The organism is Streptomyces sp. SCSIO 75703, assembly GCF_036607905.1.
In the GTDB taxonomy this organism is placed as follows: domain Bacteria; phylum Actinomycetota; class Actinomycetes; order Streptomycetales; family Streptomycetaceae; genus Streptomyces.
The window spans coordinates 2236356-2262608 of sequence record NZ_CP144555.1; the positions used below are offsets into that span (position 1 = coordinate 2236356).

Here is a 26253-nt window from a genome sequence, read left to right on the forward strand (position 1 = left end):
CCGTGCCGGGGCGGTGGTCCGCCTGAACGGCGGAAGAGATATCTGGTGATGGCGCTTCCTCGTGCCGTGGCACCCGGGATCGGTGTCACGCGGCGTGGTCGCACCGGTTCCGAAGCATGCCCGTGGAACCGCTCAGTGTCCGTGGCGGCCGTACTGGTGACGTACGGCGTTCACCGCACGTGGCGGCCGGGGGCTTCCGGAAGAATGTCTGTCCCGGACGGGGACACGAGGCACCTCGCCATGGTGGGGTCGGGTGCAGACTTGAGGTTAACACTACCGGATACAGCAAACATTCCCCCTCTCCTCATCCGGCAACCGTGTGTCAGGTCCCGAGCGGGAGCACGCTGGCTCCCCGCTGGTCCAGGCTCAGCCGGTTCGCGGCCCAGTCCTCGCCGGCCAGCGCCTCGACCTTGTCGGCCGTGTCGGCGTCGGCCAGTGCCATCACCGTCGGCCCGGCGCCCGAGATGACCGCGGGCACGCCGTCCGCGCGCAGCCGCTCCACCAGCGCCGCGCTCTCCGGCATCGCCGGTGCCCGGTACTCCTGGTGCAGACGGTCCTCGGTGGCGGGCAGCAGCAGTTCGGGCCGCCGGGTCAGCGCCTCGACGAGCAGCGCGGCCCGGCCCGCGTTGGCCGCGGCGTCGACGTGCGGCACGGTGCGCGGCAGCAGTCCGCGGGCCGTCTCCGTCAGAACCGGCTTGCCCGGTACGAAAACCACCGGAACGATGGAATCGGCGGGGTCCATCCTGATCGCCCGCGCCGCCCCGGAGTCCATCCAGGAGACGGTGAACCCGCCCAGCAGACAGGCGGCGACGTTGTCCGGGTGACCTTCGATCTCGGTGGCGAGGTCCAGCATCGCGGCGTCGTCGAGCCGGGCCTCGGCACCTATGGTCACCGCCCGCGCGGCGACGATGCCGGCGCAGATGGCGGCGGAGGAGGAGCCCAGTCCGCGGCCGTGCGGGATGCGGTTGGCGCAGACGATCTCCAGTCCGCGCGGCTGTCCGCCCAGGAGGTCGAAGGCGGTGCGCAGGGTGCGCACGAGCAGGTGTTTCTCGTCGCGCGGCAGCGTCTCGCCGCCCTCACCCGCGATGTCGACGTGCAGCCCGGAGTCGGCCACCCGGACGACCACGTCGTCGTACAAGCCCAGCGCCAGGCCGAGGGCGTCGAAGCCCGGACCGAGGTTGGCGCTGGTGGCGGGGACGCGCACCCGGACGGCGGCGGCGCGGAACGCTGGACCGGCCATCTCTCGATGACTCTCCTTGAGCTGCGTGGTTGTCGAATGACAGGGGATGACGTACGGAACCGGGGGCGCCGCCGCTGCCTGCCGAACGGGCGGCCTCCCGGGCCACCCGCACGTGCTGTGCGACCGCGGAGACGACGCGGTACCGCGGCATATGCGGCGGGCGGGTTCGGTACAGCCTATCGAAGGAAGGTTCTGTGGCGACATAGGGCGCACAGGAGGCGCACGATGCGTGTCGCAAGCCCCCTATGCACCCCCTGTGCAGCTCATTCCCAGGTGAGCGGCGCTTACGCCCCCACACGCCGGTGAGACGGCGCCGCCTTCGCTCCGGGAGCGGGCGCGCGCCGCCCCACGGTCGGGCGGCCGTCGCTCAGGCGAGACCGAGGCGCTCGGCGGCGGCGGCCGCGTCGACCGGCACGGTCACCGGCTGCGGGGCACCGGCCACGGCCCAGTCGGGGTCCTTGAGCCCGTTGCCGGTGACGGTGCACACGACGCGCTGCCCCGGGTCGACCTTGCCCTGTTCGGCGGCCTTCAGCAGACCGGCCACCGACGCGGCGGAGGCGGGCTCCACGAAGACGCCCTCCTGCGAGGCCAACAGCCGGTAGGCGCGCAGGATCTCACGGTCCGTCACCTCGTCGATGGCGCCGCCGGACTCGTCCCGGGCGGCCAGCGCGTGCTGCCAGGAGGCCGGGTTGCCGATGCGGATGGCGGTGGCGATGGTCGACGGGTCCTTCACCACCTCGCCGCGCACGATCGGGGCGCTGCCGGAGGCCTGGAAACCCCACATGCGGGGCGTCTTGGAGGAGACCCCGTCGGCGGCGTACTCCTTGTACCCCTTCCAGTACGCGGTGATGTTGCCCGCGTTGCCGACCGGCAGGACGTGGATGTCGGGGGCGTCGCCGAGCATGTCCACGATCTCGAAGGCGGCCGTCTTCTGGCCCTCGATCCGTACCGGGTTGACCGAATTGACCAGCGCCACCGGGTAGTTGTCACTGAGCGCGCGGGCCAGCGTGAGGCAGTCGTCGAAGTTGCCGTCGACCTGGAGGATCTTGGCGCCGTGCACGAGGGCCTGGCCCATCTTGCCGAGCGCGATCTTGCCCTGGGGCACCAGGACGGCGGAGACCATCCCGGCCCGCACGCCGTACGCGGCGGCCGAGGCCGAGGTGTTCCCGGTGGAGGCGCAGATGACGGCCTGCGCCCCCTCCTCCTTGGCCTTGCTGATGGCCATGGTCATCCCGCGGTCCTTGAAGGAGCCGGTCGGGTTCGCGCCCTCCACCTTGAGGTGGACCTCGCAGCCCGTGCGCTCGGAGAGCACCTGCGCGGGCACGAGCGGCGTGCCGCCCTCGCGGAGCGTCACGACCGGCGTGCTGTCGGAGACCGGCAGCCTGTCCCGGTACTCCTCGATGATTCCGCGCCACTGGTGGGTCATTGCTGGTTACTCTCCTTCAACCCGCATGATGCTGGCGACACCCCGCACGGTGTCGAGCTTGCGCAGCGCCTCGACGGTACCGCCGAGGGCGGCGTCGGACGCGCGGTGCGTGACGACGACGAGGGATGCCTCGCCGTCCTTGCCCTGCTGGCGGACGGTGTCGATGGAGACCCCGTGCTCCGCGAACACGGTCGCCACCTGGGCGAGCACGCCCGGCTTGTCGGCGACGTCGAGGCTGATGTGGTAGCGCGTGACGACCTCGCCCATCGGCGAGACCGGCAGGGCCGCGTAGGCGGACTCGCCCGGACCCCGCGCGCCGGCGAGCCGGTTGCGGCAGACGGCGACGATGTCGCCGAGGACCGCGGAGGCGGTCGGGGCGCCGCCCGCGCCGGGGCCGTAGAACATGAGCTGCCCGGCCGCGTCGGACTCGACGAACACCGCGTTGTAGGCGCCGCGGACGCCGGCCAGCGGGTGGTCGAGCGGGATCATCGCCGGGTGCACGCGTGCCGTGACGGAGGCGCCGTCCGCGGCCCGCTCGCAGATGGCGAGCAGTTTGATGGTGCAGCCCATCTCCTTGGCGGAGGCGAAGTCCGCCGCGGTGACCTCGGTCATGCCCTCGCGGTGCACGTCGTCGAGGCGGACCCGGGTGTGGAAGGCGATCCCGGCGAGGATCGCGGCCTTGGCGGCGGCGTCGAAGCCCTCCACGTCGGCGGTCGGGTCGGCCTCCGCGTATCCGAGCGCGGTGGCCTCGTCCAGCGCCTCCTGGTATCCGGCGCCGGTGGAGTCCATCTTGTCGAGGATGAAGTTGGTGGTGCCGTTGACGATGCCGAGCACCCGGTTGACCTTGTCGCCGGCGAGCGACTCGCGCAGCGGGCGGATCAGCGGGATGGCGCCGGCCACGGCGGCCTCGTAGTAGAGGTCCCGGCCGTGCTCCTCGGCGGCGGCGTGCAGGGCTGCGCCGTCCTGGGCGATGAGCGCCTTGTTGGCCGAGACGACGGAGGCGCCGTGCTCGAAGGCGGTGGTGATGAGGGCGCGGGCGGGCTCGATGCCGCCGATGACCTCGACGACGACGTCGAGGTCGCCGCGCTTGACCAGGGCGGTGGCGTCGGTGGTGACGAGGTCCGCTTCGATGCCCTCGCGGACCTTGTCCGGCCTGCGCACGGCGACGCCGACCAGCTCGACGGGGGCCCCGATCCGGGCGGCGAGGTCGTCGGCGTGCGTCGTCATGATGCGCGCCACCTCTGAGCCGACCACTCCACAGCCCAGCAGCGCCACCTTCAGCGGACGCGTACGCATCATCCGACCTCGTTTCCTCATACCGTCAGCGGTTGCACCAGTCTCACTCAACGGACGGGATTTTCGGCCTTTCGTCCGGATCGTGAGACATTTATTTCATTTTCCGGGGGTGGGGGCGGAGATCCTGCGCGCGGGGGCCCGGCGCACGCGCACCGGGCCGCCCGCCACGCGGCTCATCCGACGTCGAGACGCAGCAGGTCCTCCTCCGTCTCGCGGCGGACGATCACCCGCGCCTCGCCGTCGCGCACCGCGACGACCGGCGGGCGCGGCACGTGGTTGTAGTTGCTCGCCATGGAGCGGCAGTACGCCCCCGTGGCGGGCACGGCGACGAGGTCGCCCGGCGCCAGGTCGGCCGGCAGGAACGCGTCCTTGACCACGATGTCACCGCTCTCACAGTGCTTGCCGACCACGCGCACGAGCATCGGCTCGGCCTCGGAGACCCGGGAGGCCAGCGCCACGCTGTACTCGGCGTCGTAGAGCGCGGTACGGATGTTGTCGGACATGCCGCCGTCTACGGAGACGTAGGTGCGCAGCCCGTCCAGGGGCTTGACCGTGCCGACCTCGTAGAGCGTGAAGGCGGTGGGGCCGGCGATGGCGCGACCGGGCTCGACGGAGATCCGCGGGGTGCGCAGCCGGGCCGACTCGCACTCGCGGGTGACGATCTCGGTGAGCGCCTTGGCGATCTCGTGCGGTTCGCGCGGGTCGTCGTCACTGGTGTAGGCGATGCCGAGGCCGCCGCCGAGGTCGATCTCGGGCAGTTCGACGCCGTGCTCGTCGCGGACCTCCTTGAGCAGGCCGACGACCCGGTGGGCGGCGACCTCGAAGCCGGACATGTCGAAGATCTGCGAGCCGATGTGCGAGTGGATGCCGATCAGCTCGATGCCGTCGAGCTGGAGGGCGCGGCGCACCGCCTCGGCGGCCTGCCCGCCGGCCAGCGGGATGCCGAACTTCTGGTCCTCGTGGGCGGTGGCGATGAACTCGTGGGTGTGCGCCTCGACGCCGACGGTGACACGGATCTGGACCCGCTGGCGGACGCCCAGCTCGCGGGCGATGTGGGCGACGCGGACGATCTCCTGGAAGGAGTCGAGCACGATCCGCCCGACCCCGGCCCCGACGGCCCGGCGGATCTCCTCGGGGGACTTGTTGTTGCCGTGCAGGGCGATGCGCTCGGCGGGCATCCCGGCGGACAGGGCGGTGGCGAGTTCGCCGCCGGAGCACACGTCGAGGTTGAGCCCCTCCTCGTCCAGCCAGCGCACCACGGCCCGGGACAGGAACGCCTTCCCGGCGTAGAACACGTCGGCGTCGGGTCCGAAGGCGGTCCGCCAGGCGCGGGCGCGGGCGCGGAAGTCGGCCTCGTCCAGGACGTAGGCGGGGGTGCCGTGCTCCTCGGCGAGCCGGGTGACGGGGATGCCGCCGACGGTGACGGCGCCGTCCTCGTCCCGGCCGACGGTCCGCGCCCAGACCTTGGGGTCGAGGGCGTTCAGGTCGGCGGGCGGGTAGGCGGAACGGCCCTCCGGGAGGACGTCGGCGTGGCGGGGCCCGGCGGGGTGTGCGGAACGGCTCATTGCTGCGGTGGCTCTCTTCAGAGGTGGTCGGGTGCGTCGATGCCGAGCAGGGACAGGCCGCCGGCCAGCACCGTCCCGGCGGCTTCGGCGAGGGCGAGCCGGGCCCGGTGGGCGGCCGAGGGTTTCTCCGCGCCGCGCGGGAGCACGGTCGGCAGGAACGGCAGCGTGACGTCGGCGACGGTGACGAGGTGCCGGGCGAGCCGGTCGGGCGCCCGCTGCGCGGCGGCGGCCGCGAGCACACGGGGGTGATCGGCGAGGGAGGCGAGGAGGGCGGGGGGGTTCGTGGCGGCGGGGATGGTGTGGCTTGCGTGGCCGGTGGGGCTTGTGTGGCCGGTGAGGCTGGCGGGGCCGGGGGCCGGGGCGGTGAGGGCGGCCGGGTCGGCGGTGAAGCCCAGGTCGGCGGCGTTGCGGACGAGGGCGCGGGTGCGGGCGTGGGCGTAACGGACCCGGAAGAGGGGATTGCGCTCGTGCTGGACGAGGTGTGCGCGGCGCTGCTCGTCGTCGAGGTGGGGCCGGTCGTGGGCGGCGGGGAGGAGCAGGGCCCAGCGTCCCGCGCTCCGCCCGAGGCTCGTGAGGTCGCCGAGGCGGACGGGGTCGTCGCAGGCGGCGGGCACGGGCCGGACGAGGGTGACGTCGGGGCCTTCCGGAGGCGGACCCACCGCGTCCACGTGGACGCCGAGCACGCGGCTCCAGCCGGCCCCGGGCGGGGCGTCGCAGCTCGTGCGGACGACGGCGCCCTGGGAACGCAGCAGGCGGGCGGCGGCGTCCAGGACGACGAGGGCGCGGGGCTCGGGGGCGCAGTGCAGGCGCGCGGTGGGGGCGTGACCGGCGGCGGGGTCGGGGGCGCGGTGGCCGTAGCGCGGGCCGAGGACCAGGATCCGCCGGACGAGGTCGGCGGGGGCGGTGCGATGGAGGCTGATGTTGAGGAACCCGGGCCCGGTGAGGACGACGTCGGCGACGTGATCGGCGTCGAGGAGATAGGGCCGGAGCACTTCGGCGACGTACCGGGGCGTGCGCCCGGCCGGTCGCGCGAGCTGGAGCGCGATGGTGGTGGCGTAGTCGCCGCACCCCCCGGGGCCCGGCGGGGCGACGACGGCCCGCTCGGGAACGCTCACCGTGAGCTGCCCGGCGTCGACGGCACGCCGCACCGCGTGCAGGACGGTACGGGAGAGCTCGACGGGGGTCACGGCTCAAGCGTAGGCGAGGAGGGGGGTGGGCAGGCGAACGGGTTTGCCGACGTCCCGAGATGTGGACGCGCGCACAGCCACTCCCCGATCTACATCCCCCCGCGGCCACCGGTGGGTGACCGCACAGCCACCGACGGCTATCCGGCAGGCTCCGCGTGGGCGGTGGAACCGCTCTCCCCCAACCCGCCGAACCCGTGGTGCCGATACCGGACGGCTCCCCCACCCCCTTCGGTCGGCCTCCGCCCGCCGCGGGACTTCCACGCGACCAACTGCCGTACGAGGACAACCAGTTCCGCGGGCTCGAACGGCTTGGGCAGGAAGGCGTCGGCGCCGGCGGCGAAACCGGCGTCCACCTCACCCTGGGTACAGGCACTGACGATGGCGAGCGGAAGATCACGGGTGCGCGGATCGGCCCGGAGCCGGGCGGCGGTACCGATCCCGTCGAGCCGGGGCATGACGACATCCAGCGTCACGGCGTCGGGGCACACCTGATGGACGACTTCCAGACACTCGGCACCATCGGCCGCGGTCACGACCTCGAAGCCCTCAAGCTCGAGGTTGACCCTGATCAACTGCCGGATGACCTTGTTGTCGTCCACAACGAGAATCCGGCCAGACGCCCTTGGCACAACTCGAGAGTAGGTCGGCAACGGCCACCGCGTCCGGGTTTTCCCCACTTCCACCCCGTGCGGGGGACATCGGACCAGGACGCTGACGCCGCCGGCGACGCACGGAAACCCGTTCAGGACCACCCCGGCGAAGCTGGTAGTGTTCTACCCGTCGCCGCGAGCAACACCACCGCGACCGACACGCCCCCGTAGCTCAGGGGATAGAGCAACGGCCTCCGGAGCCGTGTGCGCAGGTTCGAATCCTGCCGGGGGCACTTCGCAGGAAGTGCCCAAAGACCCCGTGACCAGCGGAAACGCTGAGTGCGGGGTCTTTGTGTTGGCGCAGGCGGATGCCGCCCGGAGCCGCCGTACGTCGAGGTCTGTGGACGAGGCGTGGACGGGATCTTCGAGCATCGTCGCAGGTAATGGGCCTGATCCGAGCCGAGCAGGCCTGCTCCTCGCTATCGTCATGAGGTCCGCCGCGGCGAGGACATCAGGCTGGCGGCGCGAGCTGTCGCAGCCGCCCTGAGTCGCCGGCTCCGGACAGACGAACAGACGAGTTGGGGGACTCATGGATCTATCCGCTGTGGCCGTTGGGCTGATCACCGCTGCAGGAACTCTGGGTGGGGCGATGTTCAACGAGTTCGCCAGCCAGAAGCGCGAAAAGCGTGCTGATCAACAACGAATACGGGAACGCGATGACAGAGCCCAGCAAGCAAGACGTGACCTCTATGCCCGTCTGAACGCCACCGCTCGCGCATATCGGGTCGCTGCCCGAGATGCAGTCCGCGCAACCGAGCGGGGTGAAGACGTCGAGTCAGCAGTCCTCGAAGCTGCTAAAGAGGCCTGGGCAGAGGAATATTCTCAGGCGCAGATGGCACTGTCGAAGGACGTCCTGGAAGTGACCTCGGCCCTGAACAGGGCTCTGGGTGTCGGATACGCCGTTGTAAAGCAGTTGCCGAGCAGTCTCAGCCCAGATGCCGCTTACAGCCGGGCGAATGCTTGGTTCAGCGGCCCACTGTCCGACGGCGTGTACCTACTACGCGTCACTTTGCGACATGACCTCGGCGTCGAAGTGCAGCCTGACTTCGAGCGCTCGCGCATGCGAGCTCTCGCGGCCCTCGACATTGAACGAAGAGCTCTTGAACGCCAACTCGATGCAGAACAGGCCCAGACCAGCCGGTCCCCATAACGCACGAACCAGACGCCGAGGCCCCGGGCATGACCCTCAGGGGCCTGGCAAATGATCAGGTCTTGTCACTCGTATTCGCGCAGCAGGTCTTCAACGCCACGTCGACAGCGCCGAGTGACGGAGGTCGTACGGCCTACTGGCGAGCGGCGAGGCCGCGATGGCCGACGGAAGCGCCAGGAGCCGAGCTTCCTGCCACACGCGGAGTAGGTCGAGGAGGGGACGACCGAACCCTTCTCACTGCAGAAGAGCCGCCCGTCTTCCGCCGTGCCGAACGTGGCCAGGTGCTCTCGCAGCCCGGCGACGAGCTGAGTCGGAACAGGAACGCGCCGAACCTCCTCAGTCGACCGATTCCTGCGCCCGCGGTCGTCGTGGGTCTCCCCCGACTCCGTCCACCCTTTGCCGACGGACGGACGAGTCTGGTGGATCAGCGCCGACCCCCAGTGAGGTTTCTCGACGTTGATCACTTCCCGATTCCGTTGAGGACGAGGGCGGCTCGGGTGGTGTCGCCGATCCGGCTGGGGCTGAGCGTGATGTGTTGCAGCGTGCGCCAGCGCTGCTTGAGTTCGGCGGCGGTGCGTTCTCCGAGGGCTCGCACGTGTCGCAGCAGGGTGTTGAACATGCGGGTGTGGAGGTGAAGTGCCTGTTCGGCCTTGACTCTTGGGCGACGGACGGGGATGCGGATGCCGATGCCCGCGCCGATGTAGCCCTTGTCGGCCAGGGCCGGCAGGCCGTCGGCCGCCGCTTTGTACAGCGCGGGCAGCACGCGGGTGTGGGCGGCGGTGATGTCTGGGAAGTGGAGCCGGGATCGACGTCGGAGACCCACAGCGGGGTGCCGTCCGGTGCGGACAGGAACTGGATAGTGCCGCCGAATGCCTTGTGTTTCCTCTCCCGTGCCGCCTTCTGCGCCCGCCGCACCGGCGCCGCGGGCCCCGCGAGCCCGGCGTGATCCCAACGAAAGACCCTAGTCCCGAGGCACTACGGGGCGCCGGGCTGCACGGACACGAGTACGCCATCGATGCCACGGTCGCCGAGGTCGCCCTGCGTCAGCCGAAACCCGTCGCCCTCATGGCCTCAGACAGCGGCGACATGGCCAAACTCTGCGGAAACCAGGCCCACATCGTCCCTCTCTGACGCGCCGGCCCACCCCGAGCACGCGCCCTGGTCGGGGAGGCCGAGCATGTCGGCGTGTTCTCGGAAGACCGTGCGACCGTCCGTCAGCCGGTGTCCGGCCACTCTGCGGGAGGCGGAGGCGGCTCGGGGGCGTTGTGTCGTTCCGCCTGTCGCGCGTTCTCCTCCCGGAGGGTGGTCAGCCATGGCCACAGATCCGGCAGGGGTTGTGCGGGGCAGGCGAGGCGGTGCTCGACGCGGCACCGCTGGAACTGCTCCGGCGGGCACACTCCGTAGACCGTCACCCGCCCATCGGACAGTTCGATCCACCGGTGGTCCGCCGGCACCGTATGGGCCAGTGGCTTCATGTCCGGCTCCAGCAGTACCCAGTCATGGTCGAGCGTCGCGACCCGGTCCTGCGGCAGCCCGCAGTCAGGGCAACGGGATCGCCCACCACTCAGCCGCCGCGGTTCCTTCTCCACAGGCCCCATACCGTGAGGGTCGCCAGTCCGGCAGCCCGGGCGTAGAGCGCGAACCGGACGAAACGTCTGCGGTAGACGGGGAGCACGGGGACGGAGGACGACGCGGCGGGTGCGGCCGGCAACCAACGGCCGACGGCACGCGGCCGAAATGCGGCGAAGCCCTGACCGCAGGTGGACCGGAGGGCGTCGCCGACGCCGCCAAGGCTTGCGGTGGATTGGCCCCTCCGGGCTGTCCGCGTAAGGACCGGCGCCGTCGCGGCCCTCGTCTGCGGTGGTGAGGGGCCGGCCGCGTGGTGGGCTGGTGCCTCAGCCCTCGCGGGGCTGGTTGAAGCGGATCATGTTGCCGGCGGGGTCGCGGAAGGCGCAGTCGCGGACGCCGTAGTGCTGGTCCATGGGTTCCTGAAGGACCTCGCCGCCGGCGGCGCGGATGTGCTCGAAGGTGGCGTCGCAGTCGTCGGTGGTGAAGATGACGCCGCGCAGCAGGCCCTTGGCGAGGAGTTCCGCCATGGCCCGCTGGTCGGCGGGCGAGGCGTTCGGGTCGGCCAGCGGGGGCTCCAGGACGATGTTCACGTCCGGCTGCGAGGGCGGGCCGACCGTCACCCAGCGCATGTTCTCGAAGCCGACGTCGTTGCGTACCTCCAGGCCGAGGATGTCCCGGTAGAAGGCGAGGGCCTTGTCGTGGTCGTCGACGGCGATGAAGCACTGCGAGAATCTGATGTCCATGGCGTTCACGCTACGGACGCCGGCGGGCTTTCGCTTCTCCGTTCCTGACCGGTCGGGTCCTGACCGGTCGGGAGTAGATCCTGGCGTAGCAGGGCGGGACGACGGCCGCCGCCTCGTGGGCGCGGGCCCGGTACGCGCTGGGGGTCTCCCCGACCAGTTCGGTGAAGCGTGAGCTGAACGAGCCGAGCGAGGTGCAGCCGACCGCGTGACAGACCTCCGTCACGGTGAGGTCGCCCCGTCTGAGCAGGGCCTTCGCCCGTTCGATGCGCCGGGTCATGAGGTAGCCGTACGGCGTCTCCCCGAAGGCGGCGCGGAAGCAGCGGGAGAAGTGGCCCGGGGACATCAGGGCGATCCGGGCCAGCGCCGGCACGTCGAGGGGCTCGGCGTAGTCGCGGTCCATCGCGTCGCGGGCCCGGCGCAGCCGGACGAGGTCCTCCAGGGTCACCCCTCCACCTTCGCACGCCGGCGGGGACGGCGGGCATACGGCCGCTCCCGCCGCCCTCGCCCAGCGGGTGCGCGGCGGGCGTACGGCCGCCCCACCGCCTCGTCGGCGGGGACGGCGGATACGGCCGCTTTCGCCGCCCCGCCGCCCCGGCCCGGACGGCGCCCGCCCCGCCCCGGACGGGGTCCGGCTCCTCACTCGCGGGACAGCACCTCCCCCAGCACGTCGCGCAGCACGGGCTCCGGGTCCGTCGCGGGGCCCGGGGAGCGCCAGGCGACGAAGCCGTCGGGGCGGACCAGCACCGCGCCGCCGCGCGAGACGCCGTGGGCCCGTGCCCAGTCCGGGGCGGTGCCCGTGTCGTCGTCCTCGACGGTGAGGTCGGCCTCCGGGGCGCCGTTGGCGCCGACGCGGTACGGCGTCAGCGGCACTCCGGTCTCCGCCGCGAGGCGCAGCGCCGCCTCGTGCCAGCCGGCGGGCTCCGCGGCGTCGCTGAGCAGGACGAGGGAGCGTTCGTACAGGTCGAGGGTGGACAGGCGGGTGCCGGCGCGGCGCATCCACAGGTGGGGGGCCCGGCTGCCGGGGGCGCCGCCGAGCCGGAGGTCCTCGGGGACGACGGGCGTGGCCGGGTCGGCGCCGACCACGGCGCCCCGGGGGTAGCGGTAGCCGAGGGCGACGTTGAGGATGCCGCGTTGCGGGCCGGTGCCGCCCGGGGTGGGGGGCGGGGCGAAGCCGGGGTGGCTGTGTTCGGCCGAGCGGGCGGCGGCGCGGGCGCTGGTCGCCTCGGCGACCGGGCGGCGTTCGGCGTCGTAGGTGTCGAGGAGGCCGTCGCCGGCCCAGCCGTCGAGGACCGCGGCGAGTTTCCAGGCGAGGTTGTGGGCGTCCTGGATGCCGGTGTTGGAGCCGAACGCGCCGGTGGGCGACATCTCGTGGGCGGAGTCGCCGGCGAGGAAGACGCGGCCGGAGCGGTAGGCGCGGGCGACGCGCTGGGCGGCGTGCCAGGGGGCGCGGCCGGTGATCTCGATGTCGAGGGCGTCGTCGCCGACGGCGCGGCGGATGTGCTCGGCGCACCGTTCGTCGGTGAAGTCCTCCAGGGTTTCCCCCTGTTCGGGGTGCCAGGGGGCGTGGAAGACCCAGTTCTCCCGGTTGTCGACGGGCAGCAGGGCGCCGTCGGCGTCGGGGGTGGTCAGGTAGCAGACGATGAAGCGGCGGTCGCCGACGACGTCGGCGAGGCGGCGGGAGCGGAAGGTGACGCTGATGTTGTGGAAGAGGTCGCCGGGACCGCTCTGGCCGATGCCGAGTTGTTCGCGGACGGGGCTGCGGGGGCCGTCGGCGGCGACCAGGTAGTCGGCGCGGATGGTGGTGTGTTCGCCGGTGTCGCGGCTCTTGACGAGGGCGGTGACGCCGTCGGGGTCGGCGTCGAAGGAGAGGAGTTCGGTGGCGAAGCGCAGGTCGCCGCCGAGTTCGCCCGCGTGCCGCAGGAGTTGGGGCTCCAGGTCGTTCTGGCTGCACAGGCACCAGTTGCTGGGGCTGATGCGGTCCAGGTCGCCGCCCGCGTCGATCCGGCGGAAGAGCCATTCGCCCGCGTCGCCGGCCAGGGTGGGCGTCTGGAGGATGCCGTGGTTGCCGGCGAGGGTGGCGGCGGCCCGGCGGATCCCGGGTTCGGTGCCGGAGACGCGGAACAGCTCCATCGTACGGACGTTGTTGCCGCGTCCGCGGGGGTGGAGGGAGGTGCCGGTGTGCCGTTCCACCAGGGTGTGGCGGATGCCCAGCCGGCCCAGGAACACCGAGGTCGACAGGCCGACCAGGGATCCTCCGACGATGAGCACGGGGACGTGGTGGGCCCCGGTTTCCGTTCGGGCGGTGCTGTCGTTCATTGTGCGTCCCTCGTCTCGTACGTCTCGTGCGTGTCGTACATCTCGTGCCTCCGTGGCGCGGGCTCGTGGGGGCCTTCGCGGGGCTCACGGGCCTTCGTGGGTGGGGGGAGGGGGTCGGGGGCCGTTCGGACCGGCCCGGGTGCGGCGCCCCGGGGCCCGGGGGCGGACCGTCGTGGCCGGTGCCGGTGCGGCGTCGGTACGGGTCCGGTTCCGCGGGAGGGGGTTCGCCGGTCGCGTGACGGGTTGCGGTCGAGGACTCATTCATGCCCCGTGAGGCCCACCGTGGCTCAGGCTTCACCCACTTAACACGCCTGGTTCGCGGTGCCCGCGGGCACGCCGCACGATCGTCCTTGTGCGGCCGAGGCGCCCCCGCTCCGCGTGGAGAGCGCCCCGACGGCCGTTCTCTCCCCCAGTCCACGAGGATTTCCCCCGAGAAGAGGTGGGCCGGATGACGGTCTCTCCCGTCACATCGACGGACACCGCGCCGACGGGTTCCGGGCCGGCGGGCGCTCGCCCGGTCCGGGACGCCGCGGCGGAACCGGGCTCCCGGGAAGCGGGCCCGGCCGATACCGGGCCGGCGGCCCGCCCGCCGGCGTCCGCCGGGCAGGCCGCGGCGCCCGGCGTGACGACGTCCGCCTTCGACGGCTCCCGCGTGCGGGTCGTGCTGATGCTGGACGTCCACGACGGTATGCAGCAGGAGTTCCTGAACGCCTACGAGCGCATCCGCGGCCGGGTCGCCGCCGTCGAGGGCCATGTCAGCGACCAGTTGTGCCAGTCCCTGGAGAACCCGACGCAGTGGCTGCTCACCAGCGAGTGGGAGAGCGCGGCGCCCTTCCTCGCCTGGGTGAACAGCGCCGAGCACCTGGAGACGGTCGAGCCGTTGCAGGACTGCGTCCGCGACACGCGCTCGCTGCGCTACAGCGTGCTGCGCGAGACCTCGGGCGACGGCCCGGCCGGTGAGCCGGCGACCGTGGAGGTGCCCCACGGGGCCCCCCGGATCGGCGGCAACCTCGTCCGGCACGCCCTGACCTTCACGGTCCGGCCGGGCAGCGAGGCGAAGGTGGCCGAACTGCTGTCGGACTACGTCTCCCCCGAGGCGCACGTCGACGACACCACCCGGCTGCTGCGCACCTCCCTGTTCCTGCACGGCAACCGGGTGGTGCGGGCGGTGGAGGTGCGCGGCGAGTTGCAGACGGCGCTGCGCCACGTCGCCCGGCAGCCCGGGGTGCGGGCGGTCGAGCGGGCGCTCGACCCGTACCTGGAGCAGAGCCGCGACCTGGACGACCCGCACTCCGCGCGGCGGTTCTTCACGCTGGCGGCGATGCCTGCCGTGCACCACGTGGCGTCGGGCGCCCCGGTGGACGACCGGACCGCGCGGTGCGCGCTGATCTACCCGGTCCGGCCCGGTGCCGGTCCGGAGCTGGCCCGGCTGCTGGCCCGCCAGGACGCCGCCGCCGTGCGGGACGCGCGCGGACCGGTGCTGGCGGCCACCGTCTTCCACCGTGACGACCTGGTCGTCCGCCTCGTCGACGTGGACGGCGACCCGGACGCGGCGCCCGCGGCGGTGCTGGGCCTGCACGACCTGGCCGGCGCCCCCGAGGCCGCGCGGCTGCTGGAGACGGCCGCCGCCGGTGTGGACGGGCCGCTGACCGACGCGGACGCGCCGGCCCGGCTGCTCGCGCACGCCCGGATGACGCCCCTGACCGACCGGCGATCGGCCGGTTCCTGACCCCTGTGGCGCGGTCCGGTCCGCCCCCGTGCGCGCCGGTCCGCCGCAGACGTACCTCCTCCCCGTCCCCCCGCCTCCCCCGGAGTGACCGACATGACAGACCAGCAGGTTCGCATCGTCTCCCTCGGCGACATCGCGCCCAACCGCCGCCGCGGCGGCGACCTCCGTGCCCTCCTGACGCCCACCACCGCGGGCTCGACCAGCGGTTTCATGGGCGTGGCCCTGATGCAGCCCGGCGAGCGCATCGCCGAGCACTACCACCCGTACTCCGAGGAGTTCGTGTACGTCACGGACGGAGCGCTGGAGGTGGACCTGGACGGCGTGACCCACTCCCTGGCCACCGGGCAGGGCCTGCTGATCCCGCAGGACATGCGCCACCGCTTCCGCAACGTCGGTGACGCCGAGGCCCGGATGGTCTTCCACCTGGGCCCGCTGGCCCCCCGGCCCGAACTGGGCCACGTCGACACGGAGGACGCGCAGGGCAACCCGCTCGTCCACGACCACGACGGATGCGCCCACCCCGGTGACGGCCGGCCCGCCGCCGCGGCCGAGGCGGTGTCATGAACCGGCGCCGGGTCGCCGTCACGGGCATAGGCGTCGTCGCCCCGGGCGGGATCGGCGTGCCCCGGTTCTGGGGCCTGCTGTCCGAGGGCCGCACGGCGACGCGCCGGATCTCCCTCTTCGACCCGGCCGGGCTGCGTTCGCAGATCGCCGCCGAGTGCGATTTCGAACCGTCCGACCACGGGCTGGACCTCGCCACGGTCCAGCGCAGCGACCGGTACGTGCAGTTCGCGCTGGTCGCCGCCGCGCAGGCGGTGCGGGACGCGGAGCTGGACCTCGGCCGGCTCGACCCGTGGCGGGCCGGGGCCACGCTGGGCACGGCGGTCGGCGGCACCACCCGGCTGGAGCACGACTACGTGCTGGTCAGCGAGCGCGGCGCGCGCTGGGACGTCGACGACCGGCGGGCCGAACCGCATCTGCAGCGGGCCTTCACCCCGGCCACGCTGGCCTCGGCGGTGGCCGAGGAGTTCGGGGTGCACGGGCCGGTGCAGACCGTGTCGACGGGGTGCACCTCGGGACTGGACGCGGTGGGGTACGCCTTCCACGCGATAGCCGAGGGCCGCGTCGACGTGTGCCTCGCGGGCGCCTCCGACTCGCCGATCTCGCCGATCACCATGGCGTGCTTCGACGCGATCAAGGCGACCTCGCCGAACAACGACGACCCCGCGCACGCCTCCCGCCCCTTCGACGCCGACCGCAACGGCTTCGTCATGGGCGAGGGCGCGGCGGTGCTGGTCCTGGAGGACCTGGAGCACGCGCGGGCCCGGGGTGCCGACGTGTACTGCGAGATCAGCGGCTACGCGACCTTCGGCAACGCCTACCACATGACCGGGCTCACCAAGGAGGGCCTGGAGATGGCGCGGGCGATCGACACCGCGCTCGGCATGGCCCGCCTGGACGGCACGGCGGTCGACTACGTCAACGCGCACGGCTCGGGCACGGTGCAGAACGACCGGCACGAGACGGCGGCCGTCAAACGGTCGCTGGGCGAGCACGCGTACGCGACGCCGATGAGCTCGATCAAGTCGATGGTGGGCCACTCGCTGGGGGCCATCGGCTCCATCGAACTGGCCGCGTGCGTCCTGGCGCTGGACCGCCAGGTGGTGCCGCCGACGGCCAACTACGAGACGCCCGACCCGGAGTGCGACCTCGACTACGTGCCGCGCCAGGCACGCGAGCGCGCGCTGCGGCACGTGCTGTCGGTGGGCAGCGGCTTCGGCGGCTTCCAGTCGGCGGTCGTGCTGAGCGGCTGTGAAGGAGGACGGCGATGAGCGCAGGACGTCGGCCCCGGGCGGTGGTCACCGGCCTCGGCGTGGTGTCCCCGCACGGCGTCGGTGCCGAGACCTTCTGGAAGGCGGTCGCGGACGGCACCAGCAGTCTCGGTCCGGTCACCCGGGAGGGCTGCGGTCATCTGCCGCTGCGGGTCGCGGGCGAGGTCCGCGGCTTCGACGCGGTGGAGACCGTGGAGGAGCGGTACCTCGTCCAGACGGACCGGTTCACGCACTTCGCGCTGGCCGCCGCCCAACTGGCCATGGAGGACGCGCGGTTCGGTCGCGCCGACATCGCATCGCCGTACTCCGTGGGGGTGGTGACCGCGGCCGGGTCCGGCGGCGGCGAGTTCGGCCAGCGGGAGCTGCAGAACCTGTGGGGCAAGGGCTCGCGGTACGTGGGCCCCTACCAGTCGATCGCCTGGTTCTACGCGGCCAGCACCGGCCAGATCTCCATCCGCAACGACTTCAAGGGGCCCTGCGGGGTCGTGGCCGCCGACGAGGCGGGCGGGCTGGACGCGCTGGCGCACGCGGCGCTGACCGTGCGCGGCGGTACCGAACGGGTCGTCTGCGGGGCGACGGAGGCGCCGCTCGCCCCGTACTCGGTGGTCTGCCAGCTCGGTTACCCGGAGCTGAGCCGGGCGGACGAACCGGACCGCGCCTACCGTCCGTTCACCGGCGCCGCCTGCGGGTTCGCGCCCGCCGAGGGCGGGGCGATGCTCGTGGTGGAGGAGGAGACGGCGGCCCGGGAACGCGGGGCCGAACCGCGGGCGACGGTGGCCGGACACGCGGCGACCTTCACCGGCGCCTCGCGCTGGGCGGAGTCCCGGGCCGGGCTGGCGCGGGCGATCGAGGGCGCTCTCGCGGAGGCCGGCTGCCGGCCCGAGGAGGTCGACGTGGTCTTCGCGGACGCCCTCGGGGTGCCGGAGGCGGACCGGGCCGAGGCGCTCGCGCTCGCCGACGCGCTGGGCGCGCACGCCCGGCGGGTGCCGGTCACCGCGCCGAAGACCGGGACCGGGCGGGCCTACTGCGCGGCGCCGGTACTGGACGTGGCGACGGCGGTGCTCGCCATGGAGCACGGGCTGATCCCGCCGACCCCGCACGTGTTCGACGTCTGCCACGACCTGGACGTGGTGGCCGGCCGGGCGCGCGCCGCCGAACCGCGCACCGTCCTGGTCCTCTCCCGGGGCCTGATGGGCGGCAACTCGGCGCTCGTGCTGCGCAAGGGCGCCTGACCCCTCCCCTCCCTCCCCCCACCACCACCGTGCGGGGCGGCCACGCCGGCCGCCCCGCGCCCTCCCCGAGCAGGCGCCGCCGCCGGGCGCGCGCCGACCGAACGAAGGAGCAGCCTCGCATGAGCGAACAGACGGACTACCAGGTGAGCGTCGAGGAACTGGCCGCGCTGATGAAGCGCACCGCCGGGGTGCAGGTCGACCCGGCCGCGCTGAGGCAGCAGTCCGACGCCGGCTTCGAGAGCTTCGGCCTGGACTCGCTCGGCCTGCTGGGCATCGTGGCCGAGTTGGAGAAGCAGTACGGGCTGGGCCTGCCCGAGCAGGCCGAGCGCTGCAAGACGCCCGCCGCTTTCCTCGCGCTGGTCAACGGCGCCCTGAAGACGGGAGTGTGACATGGCAGGGCACACCGACAACGAGATCACCATCGCCGCGCCGATGGACCTGGTCTGGGACATGACCAACGACGTCGACAACTGGCCCCGGCTGTTCAGCGAGTACGCCTCGGTGGACGTGCTGGAGCGCGACGGGAACCGCGTCACCTTCCGGCTCACCATGCACCCGGACGACCAGGGCCGGGTGTGGAGCTGGGTCTCCGAGCGCACCGCCGACCCGGCGGCCCGCACGGTGCGCGCCCACCGGGTCGAGACCGGCCCCTTCCAGTACATGAACATCGTCTGGGAGTACGCCGAGACCGCGGAGGGCACCCGGATGCGCTGGGTGCAGGACTTCGCGATGAAGCCGGACGCGCCGGTGGACGACGCCGGGATGACGGACAACATCAACCGCAACTCCCGTACGCAGATGGCGCTGATCCGGGACCGGATCGAGCAGGCGGCGGGCGAGCGGCGGACCGCCCCGGCGCTCGCCGACTGACGGCGGGCCGACCGACACCCGACGAAGGGCCTCCCCATGCACCACACCCTGATCGTCGCCCGGATGACCCCCGGCGCGGCGCCGGACATCGCCAAGGTGTTCGCCGAGTCCGACCGCGGTGAACTGCCCCACCTGGTGGGGGTGACCGGGCGCAGCCTCTTCTCCTTCGGCGATGTGTACCTGCATCTGATCGAGAGCGAGGACGACCCGGCGCCGCGTATCGCCCGGCTGACCGGCCATCCGGAGTTCCGTGAGGTCAGCGAGCGGCTGGAGCCGTACGTCGCGGCGTACGACCCGGCGACCTGGCGCAGTCCGCAGGACGCGATGGCCCGCCGCTTCTACCGCTGGGAGCGGTCCGGCGCCGGCTGACGGCGTCCTCGCTCCCGCACCGTCGGGGCCGCGCGGCTGCTGCCGTGCGGCCCCGGCACGCGTCCGCCGGATACGCCGACTCGCTTGTGTCGAGCGGCACTTGGCGCGCCGCCTCGGTTTCCCGCGGGGGTCGGGTTCGCTCTCGGCTGGACCGGCGCGGGGAGGGGGCCGTGCCCGCGGGCCGGCTCCCCGTCCTCCCACGCGCCCGCCGACCACCGGAGAGGACGCGTCTCGTGGGCCGACCCCCAGCCCGCCCGTCCCGTCGGAACGCCGTGCCGCGGCGGACGCCGTGCCCGGGCCGGGCCTGCCCGCCCCGGCGATGATGCAGCAGGTCGAGGGGCTCCGGGGCTGCGTCGCCAACGCCTGGCCCCACGACCGTGACGGCCGCTGCCTGGGCGGCCCGCCGGTCCCCTGAACCGGTGCCCGCGCCGGCCCGGACGGCATCGGCCGGGCCGCCGGGACGGGTGAGGACACGCCCCGCGCGGCCCGTCCCCGGGACATCCGGCGGGCGCGGCGCGATGATCCCGGCATGACGACATCCCGCTTCGACCCCCGCGCCCTGCTGGCCGGCGCCCGCCTCGGCGTCCTGGCGACCATCAAGTCCGACGGGCGCCCGCAGCTCTCCCCCGTCGTGCCCGCCTACGACGCCGGCGCCGGCGTGCTGCGCGTCTCCACCCGCGAGGGGCTGGCCAAGACCGCCAACCTGCGCCGGGACCCGCGCGCCTCGCTGCAGGTGACCGCGCCGGACGGCCGTTCCTGGGCCACCGCCGAGGGCACCGTCACCCTCACCGGGCCGGGCGCCGACCCGCACGGGCCGGAGGTGGAGGCGCTGGTGGCGTACTACCGCGCCGCCGCCGGGGAGCACCCCGACTGGGACGCGTACCGGGCGGCGATGGTCGCCGAGCGCCGGGTGCTGCTCACCCTGGAGATCGAACACGTGTACGGCGCGGCGATCGGCTGAGGGGCCGCCTCCCGGGCGTCGCGGGATTCCCCCGGAAACGGTGATCGATCCGGCCCCCGTTTCCGTACTCCTCCGCGTACGCGTACGTCACTCCCCCGAGCGCGGGGACGTACGAGCCCTCTCGCGTCGCCCCTGGAGGCATCATGCGGCTGTCCCGCAGCAGGATCGGAGTCCTCGTCCTGTTCGGGGTGATGACCCTGACCCTGGCCGCGCTGGCCTTCCCGGCCCTCATCGGTGTCGAGCGACCCGACGGCGACCAGGACCGGGTCATCGCCGCCACCGAGTACGGGCCGCTCACCGAGGCGGACCGGGACTTCGTGGTCAAGGTGCGGGCCGCCGGGCTCTGGGAGTACCCGCTCGGGGAACTGGCGATCGAGCGGGGCACGACGAAGGAGATGAAGACGGCCGGCCGGCACCTGGTCGTCGGGCACGCCGGGCTCGACGCGATGTGCCGGGAGATCGCGCCCGAGCTGGGCATCACCCTGCCCAACAGGGCGTCCCCGCAGCAGGAGGGGTTCGTGAGGACGATCAGCTCCCGGCGCGGCGCCGAGTTCGACGAGACCGCGGTCAACATCATGCGTGTCACCCACGGGCAGATCTTCTCGGTGATCGCCAAGATCCGCGCCAGCACCAAGAACACGCTGGTGCGGCAGCTCGCCGACCTCGCCAACGACACCGTCCTGGATCACATCACCGTCCTGGAGCAGACCGGCCTGGTCCGCTACGACGAGGTGACCTTCCGGCAGACGGGTCCGGCCAAGCTCCCCCGGGACCGGGTGACCCCGCCCCCGCCGCAGCCGGGCGAGCAGCCCCTCGTGCTGAGGCAGCGGCCCGACCTGAACGTCGACACCGCGGCGCCCACGCCCACGCCGGCACCCCCGGCCCCGCAGGCCCCGGACGGCGCCGGGGCGGCCGGGCCGGCCGGGGCCGCCGGGGCGGTGGGGGCGCCCGCCGGTCCCGGCGACGCGGCCGACCCCGCCGCCGAGCCGGTCGCCGCGCCCTGACGGCGCGCCGGCCGCGGGCGGGCGTCAGGCGCTGCGGCGCCGGGAGGCCGCCTTCTTCGCGGGGGCCTTGGTGCCGGACTCCCCGGCCGCGGCCTTGCGTCCGGTGCCGCTCTTTCCGGCGGCGGACTTGACGGGGGCGGACTTGGCGGCGCTCTTCTTCGCGGTCCGCTTCCTCGGCTCCGTCTTCCCCGGCTCCGCCTTCTTCGCCGGCTTCTTCGCCGCCGCCTTCCCGCCGCCGGACGCCTTCTTCGCGCCGGCCCCCCGGCGGGAGGGCTCCTCGCGTTCGGGCAGGGGGTGCACCTCGGCGTCCCCCGGGCCCTCCTCGCCCCGGGACTCGCGGGCCGCGCGGACGCTGTTCTCCAGCGCCGCCATCAGGTCCAGCACCTTGCCGGAGCGGGGGGGCTCCGGCGCCTCGGGGGGCGTCTCGCCGGCCGCCTTCGCGGCGATGACCTCCTCCAGCGCCTCCCGGTACTCGTCGTGCAGGTCGTCGAGGTCGATCTCGCCGAGGGTGTCCATCAGGGCGTCCGCGAGGTCCAGCTCCTGGTCGCGCACGGTGACGTCGGTCTCCGGGGCCACGCCCTCGGGCGCGCGGACCTCGTCGGGCCAGAGCAGTCCGTGCATGGCGATGGCGTCGCCGACCACCCGCAGCATGCCGAGGCGCTCCCGGCCGCGCAGGGCGAACTTGGCGATGGCGACGCGGTTGCTCCGTTTGAGCGCCTCGCGCAGCAGCGTGTACGGCTTGGCGGCCGGGGCGCCGCTCGCGGCGAGGTAGTACGCGGAGCCCATCTGGAGCGGGTCGATGCGGTCGCCCGGCACGAAGGCGACGATCTCGATCGTGCGGGCCGTGGGGATGGGCAGGTGGGAGAGGTCCTCGTCGGTGATGGGGACCATCGTGCCGTCGGCGTCCTCGTACGCCTTGCCGATCTCGCTCTGGGCGACCTCGCGGTCCTCCAGCTCGCAGACCTTGCGGTACCGGATGCGCCCGCCGTCCTCCGTGTGGATCTGGCGGAAGGAGATCGTGTGGCTCTCCGTCGCGTTGACCAGCTTGATCGGGATGCTGACCAGGCCGAACGAGATGGCGCCGTTCCAGATCGATCGCACGTGGAGCACCTGTCCCTTCCCGCACCTCGGGGTGTTTTGTCCGGGTTCCGTGAGATTCTTATGGTATGGCGCCTATCACGGAGGTGGAGGGGCGACGGGTGGCCCTCAGCAATCTGGACAAGGTGGTGTACCCGGCGACCGGCCTCACCAAGGGCGAACTGCTGCACTACTACGCGACGGCCGCCGGGGCCCTCCTGCCGCACCTGCGCGACCGGCCGCTGTCCTTCCTGCGCTACCCGGACGGTCCCGACGGCGAGCTGTTCTTCACCAAGAACGTGCCGCCCGGTACGCCCGACTGGGTCACCACGACGCGGGTCGCCCGTTCGGACGGCCCGGCGCGGATGGTGCTGGTGCAGGACCTGGCGAGCCTGATGTGGGCGGCGAACCTGGTGACCGAGTTCCACACCCACCAGTGGGTCGCGGACGAACCCGGCGAGGCGGACCGGCTCGTCCTCGACCTCGACCCCGGCCCGCCGGCCACCGTCGTGGACTGCTGTGAGGTAGCGCTCTGGCTGCGGGAGCGGCTGGCGGCGGACGGCGTCGAGACGTACGCCAAGACCTCCGGCGCGAAGGGGCTGCACCTGCTGGCGGGGGTGCGCGGGTCCTCGCCGCGGCGGGTCAGCGAGTACGCGAAGGAGCTGGCCGTGGCGGCGGAGCGGGCCCTTCCGGAGCTGGTGGTGCACCGGATGACCCGGCGCCTGCGGCCGGGGAAGGTCTTCGTCGACTGGAGCCAGAACGCGGCCCGCAAGACGACGGCCGCCCCCTACACCGCGCGGGCCCGCGCCGAGCCGGCCGTCTCCACCCCGGTGACCTGGGCGGAGGTGGCCGCGTGCCGCAGCCCCGGGGAGCTGGTCTTCCGGACGCGGGACGTCCCGGACCGGCTGCGGGACCACGGGGACCTGCTGGCCCCGCTGCTGGACCGCGAGCGGGCCGCCACCCTGCCCTGAGCGGGGCCCGGCGGGGCGCGGAGCCCTCCCCGGGCCCGTCGCGCGGGGTGCTGCGGAAGCGGGAACCGGGCTACCGTGGTGAGGAGTTGGGCGTCGGTGCGCGAGGTGGGCCGCCGGGCGGGTCCCGGGCGGACGCGGATGCGGAGGTGCCGGTGCGTACCCCTGGCAAGGGTCCTGAGGTGCCGGCCCCGGCCGGCCCCTGGAACGAGATCGTGCCGGGCCTGTGGATGGGCGGGCACGAGTTCCGGCGGCGAGCGGGGCGGCTGGAGTTCGCCGTGGTGCGGGACGAGTTCGACCTGGTGCAGAGCCTGCTGCGGCTGCCCGGACACGGCCCCTCCCCGGGCGTGGGGCACCAGGTGTGGCCGATCCCGGACGGGCCGCTGGACGGCACCCAGCTCGCGGGCGTGATCCGGCTGGCACAGGCCGCCGACGAGGCCCTGGAGGAGGGCCGCCGGGTACTGGTCCGCTGCTACCACGGCTACAACCGCTCCGGCCTGGTCGTCGCCCAGGTGCTCATCCGGCGGGGCGGCAGCGCCGAGGACGCGATCCGGCTGATCCGGTCCCGCCGCTCGCCCTGGGCACTGCACAACGAGTTGTTCACCGCCTACCTGCGGGCCGGGCTGGCCACGGCGCGGCTGCTGGAGGAACTGGCCGAGTAGCCCGCCGCCGGAGGGCACGGGCAGAATGGACGTCCGTGACGAACGGGGCCCCCGGCCGCGTCCGTGAAGTGGCCGCCGTCCCCGCCCCCGTGCGGGGCGCGCGGGTGAGGGCACGGCGGAGGGCCGCCCGGTACCGGTGTACGGGGCCGTCCCGAGGCCGCGGTGGGCGTGCGGGCCGGTCCGACTTCACGGGCCCGGCCCGGGGGCTCCGAGGACGACCGAGACCCGTGGAGTGCCGTGCCCCCCAGCCCGTGCCGGCGCACCGTCCGGCTCACCGCCCCGTGCGCGCTGCTCCTGGCCGCCGCGGCGACCGCCGTGACGGCGGCCGGCTGCGGTGACACCGGCGAGCCGCGCGGCGCGGGCCCCGCCTCCGCCGCGGTGAGCCCGTCCCGGCTCTGGCCGGAGCTGACCCCGGCGTCCCGGCCGGCCTACGACATCGGCGAGGTGGACCACGAGGTGGTCGAGGGCGTCTCCCTGCCCGGCGGCGACGTCCGCGCGGCCGACCCGGTCGCCGTCGTCCGGGCGGAGATCGCGGCGAGCCCCGGCGACTACACCCGGGACGGCGCCCCGTACCGCGAGACCGCCCGGCGGATCGGGGACTGCCGGGTGGCCGGCGAGGGCGGCCGGTGCCCCGTGCTGCGGCCCTACCACCGGGACCTGACCGGGGACGGGCGGGCCGAGATGGTCCTCGGCTTCCGGCTGCTGCCCCAGGGCATGACCGCCGTGCGGGTCTACACCGTCGAGCGGGACCGGCTGGTGCGGATCATGTCCTACGAGGACGCGGTGAGCGGCGTCGAGGTGGCCGGCCGCTCGCTCGTGGTGCGCTCGCCGTCGGAGGTGGCGGGGTACGAGTACCGCCTGCGCTGGAGCTGGGACCCGCGGCAGCGGGCGATGCTGCTGACCCACGACGAGATGCTGCGCACCGCCGACGGCGGGGCCGCGGGGCGGACACCGTCGCCGGCGGGGAACGGCCGGTGAGGTGGGCGCCGCCCCGGTGGACGGGGACGCTCGCGGTCCGGGCCGCGGCCTTCATCACCGTGATGTGCTGCGCCCTCGCCGCGCTGCTCGGCGTCCTGGTGCACGTCTCGGTGACCGACCAGACCGTGGGACAGGCCCGGGAGGCGGCGCTGGCCCGGCTGGTGCGGGCGACCGAGGCGTACGAGGCCGGCGACGCGCTCGGGCCGGGCGCGGCGGTGGACCCGCCGGGGCTGCCCGGGGAGCTGCGGGAGCTGGCCGCCTCGGGCCGGCGCGGCACGATGGTCGCCGAGTACCGGGGGCGCCCGACGGTGTGGGCGGCGGCCCCGGCGGACGGGGGCCGGGTGCTCGCGGTCGCCGTCGACCATTCCCAGGGGGAGCGGACCATCGACGGGCTGGACCGGGCGATCGTGTGGTCCTCGGCGCTGGCCATCGGGGCGACGCTGCTGGTGGGCGCGTTCGCGGTGACCCGGGTGACGCGCCGGCTGCACGCGACGGCACGGGTGGCGCGGCGGATCAGCGCCGGGGACCTGGACGCGCGGGTCGACGATCCCCGGGCGAAGGACCCGACGCGCCCGCAGGACGAGGTGGCGTCGGTGGCCGTCGCGCTGGACTCGATGGCGGCGTCCCTGCAGGGCAGGCTGCTGGCCGAGCGGCGCTTCACGGCGGATGTGGCGCACGAGTTGCGGACGCCGCTGACCGGTCTGCACGCGGCGGCCGAACTGCTGCCGCCGGGCCGTCCCACGGAGCTGGTGCGGGACCGGGTGGCGGCGCTGCGCACGCTCACCGAGGACCTGCTGGAGATCTCCCGGCTGGACTCGGGCCGGGAGCGGCTGGAGACGGCCCCGGAGGAACTGGGCGCGCTGGCCCGGCGGGTGGTGCGCGGTTCGGGCACGGACACCCGGGTGGAGGTGGTCCGGGACGCGCGGGTGGAGACCGACCGGCGGCGGCTGGAGCGGGTCCTCGGCAATCTGGTCGCCAACGCGCACCGGCACGGTCGGCCGCCGGTGGTGGTGACGGTGGAGGGCCCGGTGATCACCGTACGGGACCACGGGGGCGGGTATCCGGCGTACCTGCCGGCGCACGGGCCGCAGCGGTTCCGCACCGAGGGCGGGGCGACGGGTCACGGGCTGGGCCTCACGATCGCCCGGGGCCAGGCCGAGGTGCTGGGCGCCCGGCTCGCCTTCGCCAACCCGCCGGACGGGGGTGCCGAGGCCACGCTGACCCTGCCGGACCGGCCCTGACCCGGCCCTCCCGTCCCGGGCCCCGGGCGACACCGGGACGCGGGGGCGGGGGGGACCGAACCCCGCGCGCCGGGGCGGCCGGCGCCCGTATGCCGGGGCGGCCGGACCCCTGTGCCGGGGCGGCGCCGGGCCCCGGGTCGTCGGGGCGGCGCCGCGCGCCGTGTGCCGGGGACGCCACAACCAGCGCG

General features: G+C 73.9%; 26 protein-coding genes, 1 tRNA gene and 3 pseudogenes. 17 read left to right on the plus strand and 13 right to left on the minus strand.

Translation table 11 applies throughout. The annotated features are described in order from the left end of the window. Positions 1–322: 322 nt before the first annotated feature. The 6 genes from thrB to VM636_RS09635 form a co-directional block, all read right to left on the minus strand. A complete protein-coding gene (gene thrB / locus VM636_RS09610; RefSeq protein WP_030420969.1) occupies positions 323–1240 on the minus strand; it encodes a homoserine kinase in 918 nt (305 codons plus the stop codon). A 367-nt stretch (positions 1241–1607) separates the two neighbouring features. Continuing rightward, positions 1608–2666: a threonine synthase gene (gene thrC / locus VM636_RS09615; RefSeq protein ID WP_030420970.1), complete on the minus strand. Its 1059-nt coding sequence runs from the start codon at positions 2664–2666 to the stop codon at positions 1608–1610. A gap of 6 nt (positions 2667–2672) precedes the next feature. Beyond that, positions 2673–3965: a homoserine dehydrogenase gene (locus tag VM636_RS09620; RefSeq protein ID WP_030420971.1), complete on the minus strand. Its 1293-nt coding sequence runs from the start codon at positions 3963–3965 to the stop codon at positions 2673–2675. A gap of 170 nt (positions 3966–4135) precedes the next feature. Further along, entirely contained in the window at positions 4136–5527 is a 1392-nt protein-coding gene (lysA, locus tag VM636_RS09625) for a diaminopimelate decarboxylase (protein WP_030420972.1), read from the minus strand. A gap of 17 nt (positions 5528–5544) precedes the next feature. Further along, on the minus strand, positions 5545–6714 hold the full coding sequence (locus VM636_RS09630; RefSeq protein ID WP_053913588.1) for a DALR anticodon-binding domain-containing protein: 1170 nt from the start codon (positions 6712–6714) through the stop codon (positions 5545–5547). A gap of 137 nt (positions 6715–6851) precedes the next feature. Continuing rightward, entirely contained in the window at positions 6852–7343 is a 492-nt protein-coding gene (locus VM636_RS09635; RefSeq protein ID WP_234312624.1) for a response regulator, read from the minus strand. A 182-nt stretch (positions 7344–7525) separates the two neighbouring features. Here VM636_RS09635 and VM636_RS09640 point away from each other — a divergent pair. Beyond that, positions 7526–7597 (plus strand) — tRNA-Arg (locus tag VM636_RS09640). A 311-nt stretch (positions 7598–7908) separates the two neighbouring features. After that, positions 7909–8514 carry a hypothetical protein gene (locus VM636_RS09645; RefSeq protein ID WP_234312626.1) on the plus strand — a complete coding sequence of 202 codons (606 nt, stop codon included), beginning with the start codon at positions 7909–7911 and terminating at the stop codon, positions 8512–8514. Positions 8515–8610: 96 nt separating this feature from the next. On the opposite strand, the pseudogene VM636_RS09650 reads toward VM636_RS09645, so the two are convergent. Together VM636_RS09650 and VM636_RS09655 are read right to left on the minus strand one after the other, a co-directional pair. Beyond that, positions 8611–8954: pseudogene (locus tag VM636_RS09650) on the minus strand (site-specific integrase); the annotation flags it as partial. Positions 8955–8974: 20 nt separating this feature from the next. Then, positions 8975–9337: a transposase family protein gene (locus VM636_RS09655; RefSeq protein WP_199809397.1), complete on the minus strand. Its 363-nt coding sequence runs from the start codon at positions 9335–9337 to the stop codon at positions 8975–8977. Between the two features lie 152 nt (positions 9338–9489). Here VM636_RS09655 and VM636_RS09660 point away from each other — a divergent pair. Next, a pseudogene (locus VM636_RS09660) lies at positions 9490–9645 on the plus strand (DNA-binding protein); the annotation flags it as partial. An 83-nt stretch (positions 9646–9728) separates the two neighbouring features. On the opposite strand, the gene VM636_RS09665 reads toward VM636_RS09660, so the two are convergent. The 4 genes from VM636_RS09665 to VM636_RS09680 form a co-directional block, all read right to left on the minus strand. Continuing rightward, positions 9729–10112, minus strand: coding sequence for a DUF6083 domain-containing protein (locus VM636_RS09665; protein ID WP_338484271.1), 384 nt, complete (start codon positions 10110–10112; stop codon positions 9729–9731). A gap of 297 nt (positions 10113–10409) precedes the next feature. Then, on the minus strand, positions 10410–10826 hold the full coding sequence (locus tag VM636_RS09670; protein WP_030420975.1) for a VOC family protein: 417 nt from the start codon (positions 10824–10826) through the stop codon (positions 10410–10412). A gap of 10 nt (positions 10827–10836) precedes the next feature. Beyond that, positions 10837–11271, minus strand: a complete 435-nt coding sequence (locus VM636_RS09675) for a helix-turn-helix transcriptional regulator (RefSeq protein ID WP_338484272.1) — start codon at positions 11269–11271, stop codon at positions 10837–10839. A 191-nt stretch (positions 11272–11462) separates the two neighbouring features. Then, positions 11463–13142: an FAD-dependent monooxygenase gene (locus VM636_RS09680; protein ID WP_338484273.1), complete on the minus strand. Its 1680-nt coding sequence runs from the start codon at positions 13140–13142 to the stop codon at positions 11463–11465. Positions 13143–13764: 622 nt separating this feature from the next. Between VM636_RS09680 and VM636_RS09685 the strand changes: the two genes are divergently transcribed. The 10 genes and pseudogenes from VM636_RS09685 to VM636_RS09730 all read left to right on the plus strand — a co-directional run bounded on the left by VM636_RS09685 (position 13765) and on the right by VM636_RS09730 (position 21139). Continuing rightward, positions 13765–14871: a SchA/CurD-like domain-containing protein gene (locus VM636_RS09685; RefSeq protein ID WP_338484274.1), complete on the plus strand. Its 1107-nt coding sequence runs from the start codon at positions 13765–13767 to the stop codon at positions 14869–14871. Between the two features lie 93 nt (positions 14872–14964). Then, a pseudogene (locus VM636_RS09690) lies at positions 14965–15357 on the plus strand (cupin domain-containing protein); the annotation flags it as partial. Positions 15358–15431: 74 nt separating this feature from the next. Continuing rightward, on the plus strand, positions 15432–16703 hold the full coding sequence (locus VM636_RS09695) for a beta-ketoacyl-[acyl-carrier-protein] synthase family protein (protein WP_030420980.1): 1272 nt from the start codon (positions 15432–15434) through the stop codon (positions 16701–16703). Further along, positions 16700–17935: a ketosynthase chain-length factor gene (locus VM636_RS09700; protein WP_338484275.1), complete on the plus strand. Its 1236-nt coding sequence runs from the start codon at positions 16700–16702 to the stop codon at positions 17933–17935. Before VM636_RS09695 ends, VM636_RS09700 begins: the two co-directional genes overlap by 4 nt. 119 nt (positions 17936–18054) lie before the next feature. Beyond that, complete coding sequence (locus VM636_RS09705) at positions 18055–18324, plus strand: acyl carrier protein (protein ID WP_338484276.1); 270 nt, start codon at positions 18055–18057, stop codon at positions 18322–18324. A gap of 1 nt (position 18325) precedes the next feature. Further along, entirely contained in the window at positions 18326–18805 is a 480-nt protein-coding gene (locus tag VM636_RS09710) for an SRPBCC family protein (protein WP_053913585.1), read from the plus strand. A gap of 36 nt (positions 18806–18841) precedes the next feature. Then, the gene (locus VM636_RS09715) at positions 18842–19174 is read left to right on the plus strand and encodes a TcmI family type II polyketide cyclase (RefSeq protein ID WP_030420984.1); all 333 of its coding nucleotides are present in this window, start codon (positions 18842–18844) and stop codon (positions 19172–19174) included. Between the two features lie 289 nt (positions 19175–19463). After that, the gene (locus VM636_RS09720) at positions 19464–19589 is read left to right on the plus strand and encodes a hypothetical protein (RefSeq protein ID WP_338486489.1); all 126 of its coding nucleotides are present in this window, start codon (positions 19464–19466) and stop codon (positions 19587–19589) included. 114 nt (positions 19590–19703) lie between these two features. After that, positions 19704–20135 (plus strand): PPOX class F420-dependent oxidoreductase, encoded by a 432-nt coding sequence (locus VM636_RS09725; RefSeq protein ID WP_030420985.1) that lies wholly within the window; start codon positions 19704–19706, stop codon positions 20133–20135. Positions 20136–20278: 143 nt separating this feature from the next. Beyond that, on the plus strand, positions 20279–21139 hold the full coding sequence (locus tag VM636_RS09730) for a DUF4142 domain-containing protein (RefSeq protein WP_338484277.1): 861 nt from the start codon (positions 20279–20281) through the stop codon (positions 21137–21139). 24 nt (positions 21140–21163) lie between these two features. On the opposite strand, the gene VM636_RS09735 is transcribed toward VM636_RS09730, so the two are convergent. Then, positions 21164–22240: a Ku protein gene (locus VM636_RS09735; protein ID WP_053913718.1), complete on the minus strand. Its 1077-nt coding sequence runs from the start codon at positions 22238–22240 to the stop codon at positions 21164–21166. 65 nt (positions 22241–22305) lie between these two features. Between VM636_RS09735 and ligD the strand changes: the two genes are divergently transcribed. From ligD to VM636_RS09755, 4 genes are all read left to right on the plus strand, one after another. Beyond that, positions 22306–23187 (plus strand): non-homologous end-joining DNA ligase, encoded by an 882-nt coding sequence (gene ligD, locus VM636_RS09740; RefSeq protein ID WP_030420988.1) that lies wholly within the window; start codon positions 22306–22308, stop codon positions 23185–23187. A 152-nt stretch (positions 23188–23339) separates the two neighbouring features. Further along, the gene (locus VM636_RS09745; RefSeq protein WP_037858483.1) at positions 23340–23846 is read left to right on the plus strand and encodes a dual specificity protein phosphatase family protein; all 507 of its coding nucleotides are present in this window, start codon (positions 23340–23342) and stop codon (positions 23844–23846) included. 237 nt (positions 23847–24083) lie between these two features. Next, positions 24084–24824 carry a hypothetical protein gene (locus tag VM636_RS09750; RefSeq protein ID WP_338484278.1) on the plus strand — a complete coding sequence of 247 codons (741 nt, stop codon included), beginning with the start codon at positions 24084–24086 and terminating at the stop codon, positions 24822–24824. After that, a complete protein-coding gene (locus VM636_RS09755) occupies positions 24821–26065 on the plus strand; it encodes a HAMP domain-containing sensor histidine kinase (RefSeq protein WP_053913582.1) in 1245 nt (414 codons plus the stop codon). Before VM636_RS09750 ends, VM636_RS09755 begins: the two co-directional genes overlap by 4 nt. Positions 26066–26253: the final 188 nt, after the last annotated feature.